Consider the following 16,057-nt stretch of genomic DNA (forward strand, 5'->3'; position numbering starts at 1 on the left):
CGGTACGGCAGCGCGGCCACATCGTGGTTGAGCAGGTCGTAGGGGAGGACGAACTCGACGTACGGCGGTGGGGGCCGGCGTCCGCTCGGTCCGCCCGCAGCGGCCGGCACCGGGCAACGGCGCCCCTCGTCGGAAACGGCCGGCCGGACCGAGGACGGACACCCCCCACCCCGGCCCCGACCCACAACGAACCGCAGGCGCGAGAGCAACCACCCACCGGACAGCAACGGGCCGCCGCAGGCACAAAAGGGGCGCGGGGAACGGCGCGACCAGCCCCCCACCGGCCCGCACCCGAAACACGACCAACGAAACCCGCAGCCGAGACGCGCCCCGCCCTACAGGTAGTCCTCCAGCCGCCCCACCGTCAGCCCCCCGGCCTGGATCTCCCGCAGCAACCGCACCGTCCGCTCCCGCAGCAACGGCCCCGTCGTCTCGTCCGGATCCACCGCGATGATGTCCCCCGGCCCCAGCCGCCGCTCCCCCGCGACGTACGACAACGTCCCGTCACCGCCCACCGACACCCGCCACAGCACCACCGCCGAGATCCCGCAGTCCCCCGCCGCCCGCAGCGTCGTCGCGTCGTACGCGCCGTACGGCGGCCGGAACAGCCGCGGCCGCACCCCGAACCGGGCGCGCAGCCTGCGCTGCTGACCGCAGATCTCCGCCCGCTGCCCGGCGTACGACAGGCCCCGCATGGCGGGGTGGTCGAGCGTGTGGTTCTCCAGCGTCGCCCCGACCGCCCGCAGCCGCGCGAAGTGCGCCCGGCCCGGCCCGGCCCCCGGCCCGACCACGCTGTCCGTGAGGAACATCCCCACCGGCAGCCGCAGTTCCCGCACCAGGTCGACGAACCGAGGGTCCCGCTCGGCTCCGTCGTCGTACGTCAGGAAGACGACCTTGTCCCGCGTCGGCACCCGGTCGACGACCACCGGCAGACCGGCCCCGGACCCGGACCCAGGCCCGGACACGGATCCGGAGACGGATCCGGACGCCGCCCCGCCGGGCACCCGGCCGACGCGCCCGCGCGCAGCGGCCGGCGCCGGAGCCAGCGGCCGGGAAAGCCCCCAGCGCCGGTACGCCGGCCGGGCGGCGGGACGGTGCGTGCCGACCCGTTCCGCCGTCTTCTTGCCGAGCCGTTCGATGGGGTCCACCGACTGCGCGCACCCCGCCAGACAGACCACCGCCGAGCAGACCGCGGCCAGGAGAACGGCCACCGGCCCCCGCCCTCGCCCCCGCGTCCTCACAGGTAGTCCTCCAGGCGTGCCACCGCGTATCCCTTGTCCGTCACCTTCTTCAGGAACCGGCGGACCATGTCGGGCATCGTGCCCTTCCAGTCGTCCCGGCCGCGGAAGTGGGTCAGGACGATGTCGCCGGGGTGGAGGTCCTGGTCGTCCTCGCGGTACTCCCAGTGGTCGACGAAGACCTCCTCGTCCCAGAGCGGTGCGTACTTGATCCCGCAGGACTTGGCGGCACGCAGCGTGTCCTGGTTGTAGTTGCCGTACGGCGGCCGGAAGACGGTCGGCCGCTTGCCGTACTGCTTCTCGATGATGTCCTGCATGTCGCAGATCTCGTGCTTCTGCTCGGCGTAGGACAGCCCCGGCAGATACGGGTGGTGCAGGGTGTGGTTGTTCAGCGTCACCCCCCGCGCCTGCATCTTCTTGAAGTAGCCGTAGTCGTTCTTGATCAGGTAGTTGCTGAGGAAGGCGGTGTACGGGATGCGCAGCTCGCTCATCATGCGCAGGAACGCGGGGTCCTTCTCGGCGCCGTCATCGATGGTGAGGAAGACGATCTTCTGGTCGGTCGGGATCCGGGTGAAGACGGGCGGCAGGCCCAGTTCCTCCTGGTCGTCGACCTCGAAGCCCTGCCGGGTGTGGATCCTGGGCTTCAGCCGGGGCGGCGCCGGAGCGGTCAGCGGGACCTTGGACAGGCCCCAGCGCTTGGCGGCCGCCACCCGCGCGGCGTACTCGGCGCGCAGCTTGGTGGCGTAGGAGTCGAGGGCGCGCGCCGGGGGCGCGTGCAAGGCTTGCTGCTGGCCGGCGGCCGGGGCGACCCCGGTCCCCGTGGCACCCGTGGCACCCGTGCCGGCGGCGCAGCCGGAGGCGAGGGCGGTGGCGGCGAGCACGGCGAGCGAGCCACGCAGAACCCGACGTCGGACCACCCGATTTTTGTCATTTTGTACGACTACTCCCATGGGTTCGGATCTTCGCAGCCCGCCCTCCGCGAGCCGCCCCGACACCACCACCGGCCGCCCGCCGTCCACCGAGTGGCCCACACCCCGCCCCCCTGCCCGACAATGACCCGGTGAACGACCTCGCGCCCCTCCTCACCCCCGAAGGCCGCGCCCTGCTCGACCAGGTGCGTGACACCGACCCCGCCGACGAGCTCGCCGTCGCCACCCGGTTGCGCCGGGAGCATCCGGCGGAATTGGTGTCGGCCGCACTCGGCCAGGCGCGGCTGCGGCAGCGGGCGGTGGCGAAGTTCGGGGCCGAGGACGCCGCGCGGATGTTCTTCACGCCCAACGGCGTCGAGCAGTCCACGCGGGCGAGCGTCGCCGCCTACCGGGCGGCCCGTATGAAGGACCTGGGTGTCACCTCCGTCGCCGACCTGTGCTCGGGCATCGGCGGCGACGCGCTCGCCCTCGCCCGCGCCGGGATCCGCGTCCTCGCCGTGGACCGCGACCCGCTGACCGCGGCGGCGGCCCGCGCCAACGCCGAGGCGCTCGGGCTCGGCGACCTGATCGAGGTGCGGGAGGCGGACGTCACCGAGGTCGACACCACGGGATACGACGCGGTGTTCGTCGATCCCGCCCGGCGCGGCGGACGCGGCCGCATCTTCGACCCCGAGGCGTACTCACCGCCCCTGTCCTGGGCCGTGCGGGCGGCGCTGCGGGCCCCGCACGCCGCGCTGAAGATCGCCCCCGGCGTTCCGCACGAGGCGGTCCCCGCCGAGGCCGAGGCGGAGTGGATCTCCGACGGCGGCGACGTGAAAGAAGCGGTGCTGTGGTTCGGCACCGGCGCGCCGGGCGCCGTCCGGGCGACGCTGCTTCCGGGCCCGTACACCCTGGCCGGCCGCGGACTGCCCGATCCGGCCGTCCGTCCCGTCGGACGCTACCTCTACGAACCCGACGGCGCCGTCATCCGTGCGCACCTGGTCGCCGAGGTGGCCGAACAGGTCGGCGGCGGACTGCTGGACGCGACGATCGCCTACGTCACGTCCGACGAGCTGCACCCGACGCCGTACGCCTCCGCCTACGAGATCACCGACCGGCTTCCCTTCAACGTGAAGAAGCTGAAGGCGCTGCTGCGGGAGCGCCGGGTGGGCGTGCTGACGGTGAAGAAGCGCGGTTCGGCGGTCGAACCGGAGGAACTGCGCCGCAAGGTCCTCCCGAAACCCCAGGGCCCCCACCCGCTCACGGTCTTCCTCACGCGCGTCGCGGGGGCCCCCACCATGCTGCTGGGCCGGCCCGCCTAACGGCACTCCGCCGCGCGCCGCTGGAGCAGCTCACGCTCGCGCTCGTTGGACGTCAGGGACGCGGCGCGTTCGAACTCCGCGCGCGCCTGCTCCGTACGGCCGAGGCGTTGCAGCAGGTCACCTCGGACGCTGGGCAGGAGGTGGTAGTCGCGCAGCCGGTCGGCGAGGCCGTCGACGATCTCCAGGGCGGGGCCCGGGCCGTCGGCCATGGACACGGCCACCGCCCGGTTCAGTTCCACCACCGGCGAGGGGGCACGGGCGGCCAGCAGGCCGTACAGGGTGGCGATGGACGCCCAGTCGGTCTCCTCGTAGGTGTGGGCGCGGGCATGGCAGGCCGCGATGGCCGCCTGGAGCGCGTACGGCCCGGGGGAGCCCGCGGCCGTGGCCTCGGCGCGCCCCAGGGCGGCGACACCCCGGGCGATGAGCAGGCGGTTCCAGCGGCTGCGGTTCTGGTCGGCGAGCAGCACCGGCTCGCCGTTCGGGCCGGTGCGGGCGGCGGCGCGGGCGGCCTGGAACTCCAGCAGCGCGGCGAGCCCGTGCACTTCGGGCTCCTTGGGCATCAGCTGGGCGAGTTGCCGGGCGAGCCGCAGCGCGTCCTCGCACAGCGACGGGCGCAGCCAGTCGTCGCCCGCGGTGGCCGCGTACCCCTCGTTGAAGACCAGGTAGATGACGTCGAGGACCGAGCCGAGGCGGGCGGCGCGGTCGGGGCCGCAGGGGACCTCGAAGGCGACGTTCTTCGCTGCCAGGGTGCGTTTGGCGCGCACGATCCGCTGGGCGACCGTCGGCTCCGGCACCAGGAACGCGCGGGCGATCTCGGCGGTGCTCAGACCGCCGAGCAGGCGCAGGGTGAGGGCGGTGCGGGCCTCGGGGGACAGCACCGGGTGGCAGGCGGTGAAGACGAGCCGGAGCAGGTCGTCGTCGATGTCGTCCGGGTCGGCGGGCTCCTCGGGCGGGACCGTCGTGTCGAGGCCGCGGCCGATCTCCTGAAGCTTGCGGGCGTAGCTCTCCCGGCGCCGGATCAGGTCGACGGCACGGCGGCGGGCGGCGGTGGTCAGCCAGGCGCCCGGGTTGTCGGGCACGCCGTCGCGCGGCCACTGTTCCAGGGCGGCGACGAGGGCGTCCTGGGCGAGCTCCTCGGCGATGCCTATGTCCCGGACGACACGGGTGACCGCGGCGATGACGCGCGGGAACTCCATCCGGAAGACGGTCTCGATGGCGCCGCGCGGCTCGATGATGGGCTGCTCCTCCACAGCCCACCATCGAACACCGCTCACCGGCCCACGCCAAGCGGACGTCAGCCTTCGGCGATTTCGCGGACCTCGCAGGTGACCGTCCAGAACTCCTCGTGCACCTTCAGGAAGCGCTTGGTCCACTCGACGGCCTCGGCCATGTCCTTGCACTGCATGATCGCGTAACCGCCGACGACCTCCTTGGTCTCGGTGAACGGCCCGTCGGTGACGGAGAGCTCGCCGCCCTCCCAGCGGACCCGCTTGCCCTGCGCGGACGGCGTCAGCCCGTCGGTGGCGAGCATGACGCCCGCCTTGGTGATCTCCTCGATCAGCTCCCCCATGCGCTGCATCAGCTCGTCGCTGGGGCCCCCGGCGGGCGCGTTGTTCTCGTCGATCCGCACGAGCGACAGGTAGCGGGGCATGACGCCTCCTCGGTGTCCGTTCGGCCGGGTCCTTCCCGGCCTCTCACCCCTGCGTCGAACGGCGGACGACGGGATCGACATACGCGCCGGATTTTTTTCCGGGCAGTTTTCCGGGCCCGCTTCACGGGGCCGCGCCGGGGGTGAGCAGGGTGGTGGTTGACGGCGGGGAGACCGAAAGTTTCGCTTGTGCAGCCGATCACCTTCGGAGGGGCGTGCGGCACCCGCTCCCGTCGCGGGAGTACGAGGGCCCCCGGTCAGTACGTCACCTTCCGGCCGCCGGCGCCCCGGTGCTCGCCCGTACCACCAGGCTGGTCGCCAGCTCCACGCGCGTGGCCGCCGGCGTCCCGTCCCCGCGTCCCAGCTCCAGCACCAGCCGGGCCGCCGCCTCGGCCATCTCGGTCAGGGGCTGGCGCACGGTGGTCAGCGGCGGCCCGACCCAGCGGGCCACCGGCAGGTCGTCGAAGCCGACGACGCTGAGATCCTCGGGGATGCGCAGGCCCAGCTCGCGCGCTGCCTCGTACAGGCCGAGCGCCTGGAGGTCGTTGCCGGCGAAGACGGCCGTGGGCCGCTCGGGCAGCCGCAGCAGCTCACGGCCGAGCCGGTAACCGGTCTCGTGGTGGAAGTCGCCGGTCCTGATCAGCGCCGGGTCGACGGGCAGTCCGGCGGTCTCCAGGGCGGCCCGGTAGCCGTCGACGCGGGCGCGGCTGCACATCATCCGCTTCGGTCCGCTGAGCGCGCCGATCCGGGTGTGGCCGAGATCGATCAGGTGACGGGTGGCGGCGAGGCCGCCCTGCCAGTTGGTGGCGCCGATGGAGGGCACGTCGGCACCGGGGTCGCCGGCCGGGTCCATCACCACGAACGGGATGGAGCGGCTGGTCAGCAGGGCCCGCTGGGAGTCGTCGAGGTCGGACAGTACGAGGATCACGCCGTGCGGGCGGCGGGCGGCGACCTGGTCGGCCCAGGTCCGCCCGGGGGTGAGCCGCCCGGCGCTCTCGCTGAGCACGACACTCAGCCCGGCGTCGCGGGCGACGTTCTCCACGCCCCGGATGACCTCCATCGCCCAGGCGCTCTCCAGCTCGTGGAAGACCAGGTCGATCAGCGGGGAGCGGCTGGCCTCGGCCCGCCGGCGCCGGTAGCCGTGGGCCCGCAGCAGGTCTTCGACCCGGGTCCGGGTGGCCGGGGCGACATCGGCACGGCCGTTGAGGACCTTCGAGACGGTCGGGGCCGACACGCCGGCCTCACGGGCGATCTCGGCGAGCGTCGCGGTGCGGCCGGACCGGCCCGAGGGCTGCGTTCCGGCGGATTCCGAGGCTGTCATGGCGGCGATCGTATCCCCGCCCGCCCGAAACATTCGAGTCCCGGCCGCTCCCGACAATCGGGCGGACCGTGGTCGACCCCGCGCCCGGCAGCCCGCGACCCCGGCGACCACGACCGCTCCACCATGCGGGAGCTGCACCATGCGGGAGCCGCACCATCAGAGAGCTGCACGATACGGGAGCCGCTGCGCCCGCCGGAGGCGACGGCCGACCTGTGCGCCATGGACTCCGCCCCGCCGCTGGTGGTTCACGGCACCCGCAGCCACCGCCGGAAGGGGCGTGCGTGCCCCCGGTGACCCCCGTCAGCCCTGCCGGCCCTCCCCCACCGACTCGAACCGCCACCGGTGCACCGGCCGCGTCACCAAGCCGGCGTCCGGCTCGGGCAGTTCGGGCAGGTCGGCGTCGTACGGGGCGTCCCACCAGGTGATGACCAGGACGCGGTCCTGCGGGGCACGGAAGGTCTCGCGGCGCAGCGGGGTGCCGTCCACGGCCCGGGACCGGACCCAGTCGAGCAGCTCCGCACCCCGGCCCTCGGCCGCCCGCGCCTCCCACATCAGCGCGACGGTCATGAGTACAGGTTGTCCTTGCTGACCTCGTGCACATGGTCGTGCCCGGGCACGTGCGGGTCCGTGACGGGCAGGGAGGAGTCGGCGGACAGGTCCCAGCTTGAGGCGGCCCGGTTGCGGGCGACCATCTCGGCGCCGAGCGCGGCCACCATCGCGCCGTTGTCCGTGCACAGCTTGGGCCGCGGGACGCGCAGCCGGATGCCGGCCTTCTCGCAGCGCTCCTGCGCCAGGGCGCGCAGCCGTGAGTTGGCGGCCACGCCGCCGCCGATCATCAGGTGGTCGACGCCCTCGTCCTTGCAGGCGCGCACCGCCTTGCGGGTGAGCACGTCCACCACGGCCTCCTGGAAGGACGCGGCCACGTCACGCACCGGCACGTCCTCGCCCGCGGCCCGCTTCGCCTCGATCCAGCGGGCGACGGCGGTCTTCAGCCCGGAGAAGGAGAAGTCGTACGCCGGGTCACGCGGCCCGGTCAGGCCGCGCGGGAACGCGATCGCCGCCGGGTCGCCCTCCTTCGCGTACCGGTCGATGACCGGTCCGCCCGGGAAACCCAGGTTCAGCACGCGGGCGATCTTGTCGAAGGCCTCACCCGCCGCGTCGTCGATGGTCGCGCCCATCGGGCGGACGTCGGAGGTGATGTCGGAGGACAGCAGCAGCGAGGAGTGCCCGCCGGAGACCAGCAGCGCCATCGTCGGCTCCGGCAGCGGGCCGTGCTCCAGCTGGTCGACGCAGATGTGCGAGGCGAGGTGGTTGACGCCGTAGAGCGGCTTGCCGAGGGCGTAGGCGTACGCCTTCGCCGCCGACACGCCGACCAGTAGGGCGCCCGCGAGGCCGGGACCGGCGGTGACGGCGATGCCGTCGAGGTCCTTGGCGCTGACGCCCGCCTCCTTCAGCGCGCGGTCGATGGTGGGGACCATCGCCTCCAGATGGGCGCGGGAGGCGACTTCGGGGACGACGCCGCCGAAGCGGGCGTGCTCGTCGACGCTGGAGGCGATGGCGTCGGCCAGCAGGGTGGTACCGCGCACGATGCCGACGCCGGTCTCGTCGCAGGAGGTCTCGATCCCCAGGACCAGGGGTTCGTCAGCCATTGATCTCGGTTCCTTGTACGGAGGAAGAAGGGTCGGTCAGGCGCATCACCAGGGCGTCCACGTTCCCGGGCTGGTAGTAGCCGCGCCGGAAGCCGATGGGCTCGAAGCCGAAGCGCTCGTAGAGCTTCTGCGCGCGGGTGTTGTCCACCCGGCACTCCAGCATCACCTCGGCGCACTCGAAGGCGGTCGCGGCCCGCAGCAGTTCGGTGAGCAGCCGGCTGCCGAGCCCGGTGCCCTGCTGGTCGCGGGCGACGGCGATGGTCTGCACGTCGGCCTGCTCACCGGAGGAGGCGAGCCCGGCGTAGCCGACGATCCGCTCGCCCGCCTGGGCGACGACGTACCGCCTGGTCGCGTCGGCGCCGCGGGCGTGCGCCAGCTCGGACCAGAACATGCCGCGCGACCAGGCGTCCTCGGGGAACAGGTCGCGTTCCAGCTCCAGCACGGGATCGATGTCCCACCAGCGCATCTCGCGCAGGACGGCGGTGTCGGCTCCGGTCACTTGGGGGTGACCACCTTGTAGTTCTTGGGGACCTGGGCGTCGGGCCTGCGCAGATACAGCGGACGCGGTGCCTCCAGCTCCTCACCGGCGGCCAGCTTCGCCGCGGCGAGCCGGGCGAGGGCGGCGGCGGAGACGTGCTCGGGTTCGTGGACCTGCGGGAAGGTGTCCGGGTAGAGCAGCGCGCCCGCGCCGACGGCCGGTAGGCCGGCGACCTGGTCGGCGATGTCGGCGGGCCGGTCTACGGCCGGGCCGGTCAGCCGGGTGCGGGAGTCGGCGTACGTGGCCCAGTAGACCTCCTTGCGCCGGGCGTCGGTCGCCACGACGAAGGGGCCGGAGTCCAGGTCGGCGGCGTAGGCCAGGCCGTCCAGGGTGCAGACGCCGTGCACGGGCACGCCGAGCGCGAGGCCGAACGTGTCGGCGGTCATCAGGCCCACGCGCAGCCCGGTGTACGGGCCCGGGCCGGTGCCGACGACGATGTCGGTGACGGCGTCCAGCTTCAGTCCGGCCTCGGCGAGCACACGGTCCACGGCAGGCAGCAGCAGCTCGCCGTGCCGGCGCGCGTCCACCTGGCTCGTAGAGGCGATGACGTCCGTACCGTCGTGCAGCGCGACGGTCACGGCGGGTGTGGCGGTATCCAGAGCGAGCAAGAGCACGCAAACAGCCTACGGCGCCGCGGGCCCCGTGTCGGACGCGCCGGTGGGGCGGCCCGTGACTGCTACCGTCACCGAAAAGTCCGTTTCTTATGCGTTTATGGTGAGGTGTACGACGGTGGCAAGCAGCAGCGCGGGGTTCGTGGCCGGGCTCACCGCGGCGGCCCTCGCGACGGTCGGTTTCCTCGGCTGGCAGGCGTCGGCGAGCCTCCCGCCGGAGCTGGGCGGCGCCGCCAAGCCGACCGTGCCGCCCGCGGTGAGCGCCTCCAAGGCGCCCCGGGACAAGAAGAACCCGGCGGAGCTGCCCGCCGGCACCGGCAGCGGACCCCGGGTCGTGTACGGCCTGGACGACAACCGGGTGTGGCTGGTCGACCGGGGGGACAAGGTGCGCCGTACGTTCCGCGTCGATCCCGGCAGCGTGGACCCGGCACCCGGGGTCTACATGGTCACCTCGCGCTCGGGCTCGGTCACCGGCACGGACGGCATCCCCGTCGAGCACGTCGTCCGCTTCACCGCCGTCAACGGCGTCTCGATCGGCTTCAGCGCGCAGACCGGGCCCGCGACCCAGCCGCCCGACGAGGGCGTCCTGACGGGCGGCATCCGCGAGTCCCGCCCGGACGGCACGGCCATGTGGGACTTCGCGACGATCGGCCGCCAGGTGGTGGTGATCCGCTAGGCCCTCCGGGCGGACGCGGACTCAGACCCCGCCGCCGGGCGCGAGGCCGCGGGCCGACGCGGACCCGGACACCCGCCGCCAGGACGTGCCGAGGCCGCACGCCGGGCGCGAGGCCGCCGGCGGCGAGCAGACCCCGCACCCTGCCGGCCAGAAGCAGCCCGACGCCCCGCCGGACAGCGCACCGCCGGGCCGCGGACCCGGGCACCCCGGGACGCGGACCCGGGCACCGCCGGGGCGCCGACCCGGGCACCGCCCGGCCGAGGGGGCGTCGGCTCCCCGTCCGCCGGAGGCCCTACGCGGCCTTGCTGCGCTCCGGCGCCGGCACCGCCGGTTCCGGGTCGCGTGGGGGCCGGGAGAGCTCGGCTGCCGCGGCACAGGAGGCCAGCAGATCGCGCATGGACAGCCCGGGGCGCACGGCGGGGCGGGGCTGCGGCTCGGGGGTCTCGGCAGCGGGCATGGGACGCCTCCTGAGGGTCGGGGGCGAGCAGAGTTAGGTAGCCCTAACTTCAATCCGGATACCATGTGACCACGCCCCCGACCCGGGACGCAACATCTTGCCGACACTGTGTCGGAACGTACGAGACGGCGTACCGGACACCCCTCGGCCCCTCCGGACCGGGCCTCGGCCCCTCCGGACCGGGCCGCCGGCTTCAGGCCGCCAGCGCGCTCAGGTCGGTCCCCGACCAGCGCTCCCCCAGACCGGTCAGCGTCACGTGGCGGACCTCGTCCGTGGTGTCGCCGACGGCCCGGTGGATGACGACCTGGAGCCGGTCCTCGGTCAGCTCCTCGACCTTGCCCTCGCCCCACTCCACGACGATCACCGAATCCGTCAGGGAGACGTCCAGGTCGAGGTCCTCCATCTCGTCCAGGCCGCCGGACAGCCGGTAGGCGTCGACGTGGACGAGCGGCGGACCGTCCCCGAGGGACGGGTGCACTCGGGCGATCACGAACGTCGGCGAGGTGACCGCACCCCGTACGCCGAGCCCCTCGCCGAGGCCGCGCGTCAGGGTGGTCTTGCCCGCGCCCAGCTCCCCGGAGAGCATCACGAGGTCACCGGCGCGCAGTTGCTTGGCGAGCCGGCGGCCCAGCTCGCGCATCTGCTCGGGGGAGGTGACGGTCAGCTCGGTCTTATCCGGGTTGTGCGGTGCTGCTGGTGCTTCCATAGCCCTTCACGGTAGCCGCTGCCGGCACGGCACCCGCACGGGTGAGGAGGTCGGCGAGGCGGTCGGTGACCACTTCCGGGTGTTCCAGCATCACCAGATGCCCGGCGTCCGGCACCAGCACCAGCTCGGCGTCCGGCAGCAGATCGGCGATCGCCTCGCTGTGCTCGCTGGGCGTGACCAGGTCGTCCACCCCGGCCAGCACCAGCACCGGCATGTCCCGGAAGCAGGCCAGTGCCTCGGTCTTGTCGTGGTCGGTGAACGCCGGGTAGAACTCGGCGACCACGTCGATCGGCGTGCCCTCGATCATCCGCTCGGCGAACCGGGCGACGGCCGGGTCGATGTCCCGGGAGGCGAACGAGTACCGCTTGATGATCCCCGCGAACAGGTCGGCGGTCGCCCGCCGCCCCTTCTCCACCCACTCGGCCCGCTGCCCCAGCGCCTTCAGCACCCCGGGCAGCACCCGCCGCACCGCGTTGACGCCGGCCACCGGCAGGCCGAAGTTGACCTCGCCGAGCCGCCCGGAGGAGGTCCCCACGAACGCGGTGGCGACGACGCGGTCGCGGATCAGCTCCGGATACTGCGCGGCCAGCGCCATGACCGTCATCCCGCCCATGGAGTGCCCGACGAGCACGATCGGCCCCTCGGGCACGGCCGCGTCGAGGACGGCCTTGAGGTCCTGCCCGAGCTGGTCGATGGTGAGGGCGGTGTCGTCCCGGGTCTGCGCCACCCCGCGTCCCGAGCGGCCGTGGCTGCGCTGGTCCCAGTGCACGGTGCGGACGACACCGCGCAGCGCGGCCCGCTGGAAGTGCCAGGAGTCCTGGTTCAGGCAGTAGCCGTGGCTGAAGACGACGGTGACGGGCGCCGGGGTCTTACGGCCGAACAGCCGGCGGCGCCGGGGCGCGGAGCCGCCCTCCGGCTCGACGTCGTCGACCTCGTAGTACAGCTCGGTGCCGTCGTCGGCGTACGCCTTGCCGGGGGTGCCGCGCAGCGCGCCGTAGGGGCCGGCGGAGTCGAGTGCGAGCCGTGCCTTCGCCCGCATGCCGCGTCCCACGGTCATCCGCTCTATGGCGACACCGGCGGCCGCGCCGGCGGCGAGCACGCCTATCGCGGCGCCCGCGATGCCGGTGGCCCGGCGCCAGCCGGCCGAGTCCGCCGCGGCCGCGGCGGCCGACACGACGGACTCCACAGGGCTCTCGCTCACGTACCGCTCCTCTTCACCGGGCCGCTGCTGGTCACTCGTCGCCGGGTTGCCCGACCGGTCCCTCGTTCACATAGACGCGGGGAACGCGCGATGAGATGCGGGTCACGATCTCGTAGGCGATGGTGCCGGCGGCCTGCGCCCAGTCCTCGGCGGTCGGCTCGCCGCGGTCGCCCGGCCCGAACAGGACCGCCTCGGAGCCCGGCTCGGGCGTGTCGCCGCCGAGGTCGACGACGAACTGGTCCATCGCGATCCGCCCGGCGGCGGTACGCCACTTGCCGTCGACCAGCACCGGTCCGGCGCCGGAGGCGTGCCGCGGGATGCCGTCGCCGTAGCCGAGCGGGACGAGGCCGAGGGTGGTCTCGCCGGGGGTGACGTAGTGGTGGCCGTAGCTGACGCCGTGCCCGCCCGGCACCTCCTTCACCAGGGCCAGCGACGCGGTCACGGTCATCACCGGGCGCAGTCCGAAGTCGGCGGAGGTGCCGAGTTCGGGGCTGGGTGAGATGCCGTACATGGCGATACCGGGGCGGACCAGGTCGAAATGGGTCTCGGGGAGCGTGAGCACGGCCGGGGAGTTGGCGATGTGCCGCACCTCGGGGCGCACGCCCTGCGCCTCGGCGTACGCCGTCATCTCCCGGAAGCGGGTGAGCTGGGCGGCGATGGAGGGGTGGCCGGGCTCGTCGGCGCAGGCGAAGTGCGACCACAGTCCGGTGACGCGCAGGATGCCCTCGCGCTCGGCGGCCAGTGCGGCGCCGACCAGTTCGGGCCAGTCGGCGGGCTGGCAGCCGTTGCGGCCGAGGCCGGTGTCGGCCTTGAGCTGCACGCGCGCGGGGCGGGTGGCGGTGCGGGCGGCGTCGGTCAGTTCGCGCAGGGCCCACATGCCGCTGACCGAGATGTCGATGCCGGCCTCGACGGCCTCGCGCCAGGGCCCGCCGGGCGTCCACAGCCAGCACATCACGCGGACGTCCGCCGGGATCCCGGACTCCGGGGCGCGTACGGCGAGGGCCTCCTCGGGCGTGGCGGTACCGATCCAGGTGGCGCCCGCCGCGACGGCCGCGCGGGCGCACGGGATCGCACCGTGGCCGTACCCGTCGGCCTTGACCACGGCCATGAAGGCGGCGCCCGGGGCCTTCTCGCGCAGCGTGCGCACGTTGGCCCGCAGGGCGGCCAGATCGATCTCGGCGCGGGCCCGCAGTGTCGCGGTCCGCGAGGTCGCTGTCTCAGTCATCGCGCCCCCAGTGTCTCAGAGGGCCCGGACGGGCCCACGGCACCGTGCCCATGGGTACGCCACGCCCCGCTTTCCGGCAGCCGGCGTGCGCCCGCTTCCCCTCAGTCCGCGTGCCGTACGTCCCGCCAGGCGTCCGGGATCGCCGACGCCACGTCATGCGCCCCCACCGGTACGCCCCGCGCGGCGAACCGGCCCGCGAGTCCGTGCAGATACGCCCCCACGCTCCCCGCGTCCCGCGCGGAGAGCCCCGAGGCCAGCAGAGATCCGGTCAGCCCGGACAGCACATCCCCGCTCCCCGCCGTCGCCAGCCACGGTGTCCCCGTCGCGTTCACCCGGACCGCCGCCTCCCGCCCCGGGTCCGCGACCAGCGTGGTGGACCCCTTCAGCAGCACCGTCGCCCGGTAGCGCTCCGCCAGCTCGCGCACCGCGCCGAGCCGCGCCCCCTCGACCTCCTCACGGGCGACCCCGAGCAGCGCGGCGGCCTCCCCGGCGTGCGGCGTCATCAGCGTCGGCGCCGTACGCGCGCGTACCGCCTCGCGGTCGGCGAGCCGCAGCCCGTCGGCGTCGATCAGCACGGGTACGTCGCTCTCCACCACCTGCGCCACTGTCTCCGCGTCGTCCCCGGCCCCCGGCCCGACCACCCACGCCTGCACGCGTCCCGCCTTGGCGGGCCCCTGGTCGGAGACGAGCGTCTCGGGGAAGCGGGCGACGACCTCGTCCCCGGCGGGCCCCACGTACCGCACGGCCCCCGCGCCGCCCCGCAGCGCCCCCGACACCGCGAGCACGGCGGCGCCGGGGTAGCGCGCCGACCCGGCGGCGATGCCGACGACACCGCGCCGGTACTTGTCGCTCTCCGCGCCCGGCACCGGCAGCAGCCGGGCCACGTCCGCGTGCTGCAACGCCTCCAGTTCGGCCCGGTCGGGCAGCGTCAGCCCGATGTCCACGAGCCGCACGCTGCCCGCGTACTCCCGGGCCGGGTCGATCAGCAGCCCCGGCTTGTGCGTGCCGAAGGTGACGGTCAGATCCGCCCGCACGGCGGCCCCCCGCACCTCCCCGGTGTCCGCGTCGACCCCGCTCGGCAGGTCGACGGCGACGACGGCGGCCCGCGACCGCGCCGCCGCGTCCGCCAGCGGCACCGCCTCGGGCCGCAGGCCGCCCTTGCCGCCGATCCCGACGATGCCGTCCATGACCAGGTCGGCCCGCTCGATCAGCTCTTCGGCGCCCTCCGCGCCGGTGACGCGCCCCCCGGCCCGGCGCAGCGCCGCGAGTCCGCCGGCGTGCGCCCGTTCCGGACTGAGCAGCACGGCGGTGACCCCGGCGCCCCGCCGGGCGAGCCGCGCTCCGGCGTACAGGGCGTCACCCCCGTTGTCCCCGCTGCCGACGAGCAGCACGACCCGGCTGCCGTACACCCGCCCGAGCGCTTCGGCGCAGGCGGCGGCGAGTCCGGCGGCGGCCCGTTGCATGAGGGCGCCCTCCGGTAGCCGCGCCATGAGCTCCCGCTCGGCTGCCCTGACCGTCTCGACGCTGTACGCGGTACGCATGCACCCGAGTCTGCCCCGGAAACGGCGCGACGAGCACGGCCAACGCGCTGCCGCCGCAGGGCACTTATACGTGTGACGCGTCACCCCGCGGCTCATAAGCTGATCACTTCATCCGATCGACGACTCGAGAGGGCTCATGCCTCACACCAGCGCATCCCCCACGTCCGTCCCGCGTTCCCCCCGCCCCCGGCGTCTCGCCGCCGCGCTGGCCGGTGCCGCCGCCCTCGCCGCGCTGGCCACCATCACCGCGCCGTCCGCCTCGGCCGCCGTCGCACCGCCGAGCGGAACGTCGTGGGACCACGTGTGGTCCGGCACCGGCGTCAAGGTCTACGTCAAGGAGCACGGCGACATCGTCTCCGTGTGCGACACGGCCGCGAACGGCCACTCGGCGTGGGTGACGGTGGACGACGTCACCGCCAACCGCTCCGGCTACAAGCTCACCGCGAGCGGCGGCAAGGGCACATGTGCCTCGCACTCGGCCGCTGAGGGCATCCGGTACGACATGGACGAGTACGACCGCTTCGGCCTCAACTACGAGGGCGCGGGCGGGCGCGGCTCCTACTACGTGAGCTTCGTCAACGACCACTGACGGCCGAGGGGGCGGCCTGCGCGGGCCGCCCCCTTCCTGCTTCAGCCCTCCGCGATCACCACGGCGGAGGCGACTCCCGCGTCATGACTGAGCGACACGTGCCAGGTCCGCACGCCCAGTTCGGCGGCCCGGTCCGCGACCGTCCCCGTCACCCGCAGCCACGGCCGACCGCTGTCCTCGACGCAGACCTCGGCGTCGGTCCAGTGCAGTCCGGGCGGCGCCCCGAGCGCCTTGGCCAGCGCCTCCTTGGCGGCGAAGCGCGCGGCGAGCGAGGCGACACCGCGCCGCTCCCCGCTCGGCAGCAGCAACTCGTCCTCCACGAACAGCCGCTGGGCCAGCCCGGGCGTGCGCTCCAGCGACGCCGCGAACCGCTCGATCTCGGCCACGTCGATACCGACCCCGATGATGCTCATGCGGTGCACCCTAC

The 16,057-nt window shown here is 74.1% G+C and carries 18 protein-coding genes; 3 read left to right on the plus strand and 15 right to left on the minus strand.

What is annotated here, in order from left to right; all coding sequences use genetic code 11:
* Positions 1-335: 335 nt before the first annotated feature.
* Together AB0E88_RS16315 and AB0E88_RS16320 are read right to left on the minus strand one after the other, a co-directional pair.
* A complete protein-coding gene (locus AB0E88_RS16315) occupies positions 336-1,211 on the minus strand; it encodes a polysaccharide deacetylase family protein (RefSeq protein ID WP_361630456.1) in 876 nt (291 codons plus the stop codon).
* A gap of 26 nt (positions 1,212-1,237) precedes the next feature.
* Positions 1,238-2,188 (minus strand): polysaccharide deacetylase family protein, encoded by a 951-nt coding sequence (locus tag AB0E88_RS16320; protein WP_361630459.1) that lies wholly within the window; start codon positions 2,186-2,188, stop codon positions 1,238-1,240.
* A gap of 110 nt (positions 2,189-2,298) precedes the next feature.
* On the opposite strand from AB0E88_RS16320, the gene AB0E88_RS16325 reads away from it, so the two are divergent.
* On the plus strand, positions 2,299-3,468 hold the full coding sequence (locus tag AB0E88_RS16325) for an SAM-dependent methyltransferase (protein ID WP_361630462.1): 1,170 nt from the start codon (positions 2,299-2,301) through the stop codon (positions 3,466-3,468).
* Here the strand turns inward: AB0E88_RS16325 and AB0E88_RS16330 are convergent.
* The 7 genes from AB0E88_RS16330 to tsaB form a co-directional block, all read right to left on the minus strand.
* The gene (locus tag AB0E88_RS16330) at positions 3,465-4,718 is read right to left on the minus strand and encodes an RNA polymerase sigma factor (RefSeq protein WP_361630465.1); all 1,254 of its coding nucleotides are present in this window, start codon (positions 4,716-4,718) and stop codon (positions 3,465-3,467) included. The genes AB0E88_RS16325 and AB0E88_RS16330 overlap by 4 nt on opposite strands.
* A 44-nt stretch (positions 4,719-4,762) precedes the next feature.
* Complete coding sequence (locus AB0E88_RS16335; RefSeq protein WP_361630468.1) at positions 4,763-5,119, minus strand: YciI family protein; 357 nt, start codon at positions 5,117-5,119, stop codon at positions 4,763-4,765.
* Between the two features lie 262 nt (positions 5,120-5,381).
* Positions 5,382-6,437: a LacI family DNA-binding transcriptional regulator gene (locus AB0E88_RS16340; protein WP_361630471.1), complete on the minus strand. Its 1,056-nt coding sequence runs from the start codon at positions 6,435-6,437 to the stop codon at positions 5,382-5,384.
* Between the two features lie 300 nt (positions 6,438-6,737).
* The gene (locus AB0E88_RS16345; RefSeq protein WP_361630473.1) at positions 6,738-7,004 is read right to left on the minus strand and encodes a hypothetical protein; all 267 of its coding nucleotides are present in this window, start codon (positions 7,002-7,004) and stop codon (positions 6,738-6,740) included.
* On the minus strand, positions 7,001-8,086 hold the full coding sequence (gene tsaD / locus AB0E88_RS16350; RefSeq protein WP_361630475.1) for a tRNA (adenosine(37)-N6)-threonylcarbamoyltransferase complex transferase subunit TsaD: 1,086 nt from the start codon (positions 8,084-8,086) through the stop codon (positions 7,001-7,003). The genes AB0E88_RS16345 and tsaD overlap by 4 nt, the downstream gene beginning before the upstream one ends.
* The gene (gene rimI / locus AB0E88_RS16355; protein ID WP_361630923.1) at positions 8,079-8,552 is read right to left on the minus strand and encodes a ribosomal protein S18-alanine N-acetyltransferase; all 474 of its coding nucleotides are present in this window, start codon (positions 8,550-8,552) and stop codon (positions 8,079-8,081) included. The genes tsaD and rimI overlap by 8 nt, the downstream gene beginning before the upstream one ends.
* A gap of 29 nt (positions 8,553-8,581) precedes the next feature.
* Complete coding sequence (tsaB, locus tag AB0E88_RS16360; protein WP_361630478.1) at positions 8,582-9,238, minus strand: tRNA (adenosine(37)-N6)-threonylcarbamoyltransferase complex dimerization subunit type 1 TsaB; 657 nt, start codon at positions 9,236-9,238, stop codon at positions 8,582-8,584.
* A gap of 115 nt (positions 9,239-9,353) precedes the next feature.
* On the opposite strand from tsaB, the gene AB0E88_RS16365 reads away from it, so the two are divergent.
* Positions 9,354-9,911 (plus strand): hypothetical protein, encoded by a 558-nt coding sequence (locus AB0E88_RS16365; protein WP_361630481.1) that lies wholly within the window; start codon positions 9,354-9,356, stop codon positions 9,909-9,911.
* A 292-nt stretch (positions 9,912-10,203) separates the two neighbouring features.
* Here the strand turns inward: AB0E88_RS16365 and AB0E88_RS16370 are convergent, their stop codons facing one another.
* The 5 genes from AB0E88_RS16370 to AB0E88_RS16390 all read right to left on the minus strand — a co-directional run bounded on the left by AB0E88_RS16370 (position 10,204) and on the right by AB0E88_RS16390 (position 15,041).
* Positions 10,204-10,368, minus strand: a complete 165-nt coding sequence (locus AB0E88_RS16370; RefSeq protein ID WP_361630484.1) for a hypothetical protein — start codon at positions 10,366-10,368, stop codon at positions 10,204-10,206.
* A 193-nt stretch (positions 10,369-10,561) separates the two neighbouring features.
* The gene (gene tsaE, locus AB0E88_RS16375) at positions 10,562-11,074 is read right to left on the minus strand and encodes a tRNA (adenosine(37)-N6)-threonylcarbamoyltransferase complex ATPase subunit type 1 TsaE (protein WP_361630487.1); all 513 of its coding nucleotides are present in this window, start codon (positions 11,072-11,074) and stop codon (positions 10,562-10,564) included.
* Positions 11,040-12,275 carry an alpha/beta hydrolase gene (locus tag AB0E88_RS16380; protein ID WP_361630490.1) on the minus strand — a complete coding sequence of 412 codons (1,236 nt, stop codon included), beginning with the start codon at positions 12,273-12,275 and terminating at the stop codon, positions 11,040-11,042. Before AB0E88_RS16380 ends, tsaE begins: the two co-directional genes overlap by 35 nt.
* 31 nt (positions 12,276-12,306) lie before the next feature.
* Complete coding sequence (gene alr / locus AB0E88_RS16385) at positions 12,307-13,500, minus strand: alanine racemase (protein WP_361630493.1); 1,194 nt, start codon at positions 13,498-13,500, stop codon at positions 12,307-12,309.
* Positions 13,501-13,601: 101 nt separating this feature from the next.
* The gene (locus tag AB0E88_RS16390; RefSeq protein WP_361630496.1) at positions 13,602-15,041 is read right to left on the minus strand and encodes an NAD(P)H-hydrate dehydratase; all 1,440 of its coding nucleotides are present in this window, start codon (positions 15,039-15,041) and stop codon (positions 13,602-13,604) included.
* A 136-nt stretch (positions 15,042-15,177) separates the two neighbouring features.
* On the opposite strand from AB0E88_RS16390, the gene AB0E88_RS16395 reads away from it, so the two are divergent.
* A complete protein-coding gene (locus AB0E88_RS16395; protein ID WP_361630499.1) occupies positions 15,178-15,630 on the plus strand; it encodes a hypothetical protein in 453 nt (150 codons plus the stop codon).
* A gap of 41 nt (positions 15,631-15,671) precedes the next feature.
* On the opposite strand, the gene AB0E88_RS16400 is transcribed toward AB0E88_RS16395, so the two are convergent.
* Positions 15,672-16,043 carry a holo-ACP synthase gene (locus AB0E88_RS16400; protein ID WP_361630502.1) on the minus strand — a complete coding sequence of 124 codons (372 nt, stop codon included), beginning with the start codon at positions 16,041-16,043 and terminating at the stop codon, positions 15,672-15,674.
* Positions 16,044-16,057: the final 14 nt, after the last annotated feature.

This window comes from Streptomyces sp. NPDC028635 (assembly GCF_040637635.1).
Taxonomy (GTDB): Bacteria; Actinomycetota; Actinomycetes; order Streptomycetales; family Streptomycetaceae; genus Streptomyces.

Excerpts from the sequence above, each read along its gene's own strand:
- AB0E88_RS16320 (WP_361630459.1), bottom strand. The coding sequence starts at position 2,188 with ATGGGAGTAGTCGTACAAAATGACAAAAATCGGGTGGTCCGACGTCGG.
- AB0E88_RS16335 (WP_361630468.1), bottom strand. The coding sequence starts at position 5,119 with ATGCCCCGCTACCTGTCGCTCGTGCGGATCGACGAGAACAACGCGCCC.
- AB0E88_RS16340 (WP_361630471.1), bottom strand. The coding sequence starts at position 6,437 with ATGACAGCCTCGGAATCCGCCGGAACGCAGCCCTCGGGCCGGTCCGGC.
- AB0E88_RS16345 (WP_361630473.1), bottom strand. The coding sequence starts at position 7,004 with ATGACCGTCGCGCTGATGTGGGAGGCGCGGGCGGCCGAGGGCCGGGGT.
- tsaD (WP_361630475.1), bottom strand. The coding sequence starts at position 8,086 with ATGGCTGACGAACCCCTGGTCCTGGGGATCGAGACCTCCTGCGACGAG.
- rimI (WP_361630923.1), bottom strand. The coding sequence starts at position 8,552 with ATGCGCTGGTGGGACATCGATCCCGTGCTGGAGCTGGAACGCGACCTG.
- AB0E88_RS16370 (WP_361630484.1), bottom strand. The coding sequence starts at position 10,368 with ATGCCCGCTGCCGAGACCCCCGAGCCGCAGCCCCGCCCCGCCGTGCGC.
- tsaE (WP_361630487.1), bottom strand. The coding sequence starts at position 11,074 with ATGGAAGCACCAGCAGCACCGCACAACCCGGATAAGACCGAGCTGACC.
- alr (WP_361630493.1), bottom strand. The coding sequence starts at position 13,500 with ATGACTGAGACAGCGACCTCGCGGACCGCGACACTGCGGGCCCGCGCC.
- AB0E88_RS16390 (WP_361630496.1), bottom strand. The coding sequence starts at position 15,041 with ATGCGTACCGCGTACAGCGTCGAGACGGTCAGGGCAGCCGAGCGGGAG.
- AB0E88_RS16395 (WP_361630499.1), top strand. The coding sequence starts at position 15,178 with ATGCCTCACACCAGCGCATCCCCCACGTCCGTCCCGCGTTCCCCCCGC.
- AB0E88_RS16400 (WP_361630502.1), bottom strand. The coding sequence starts at position 16,043 with ATGAGCATCATCGGGGTCGGTATCGACGTGGCCGAGATCGAGCGGTTC.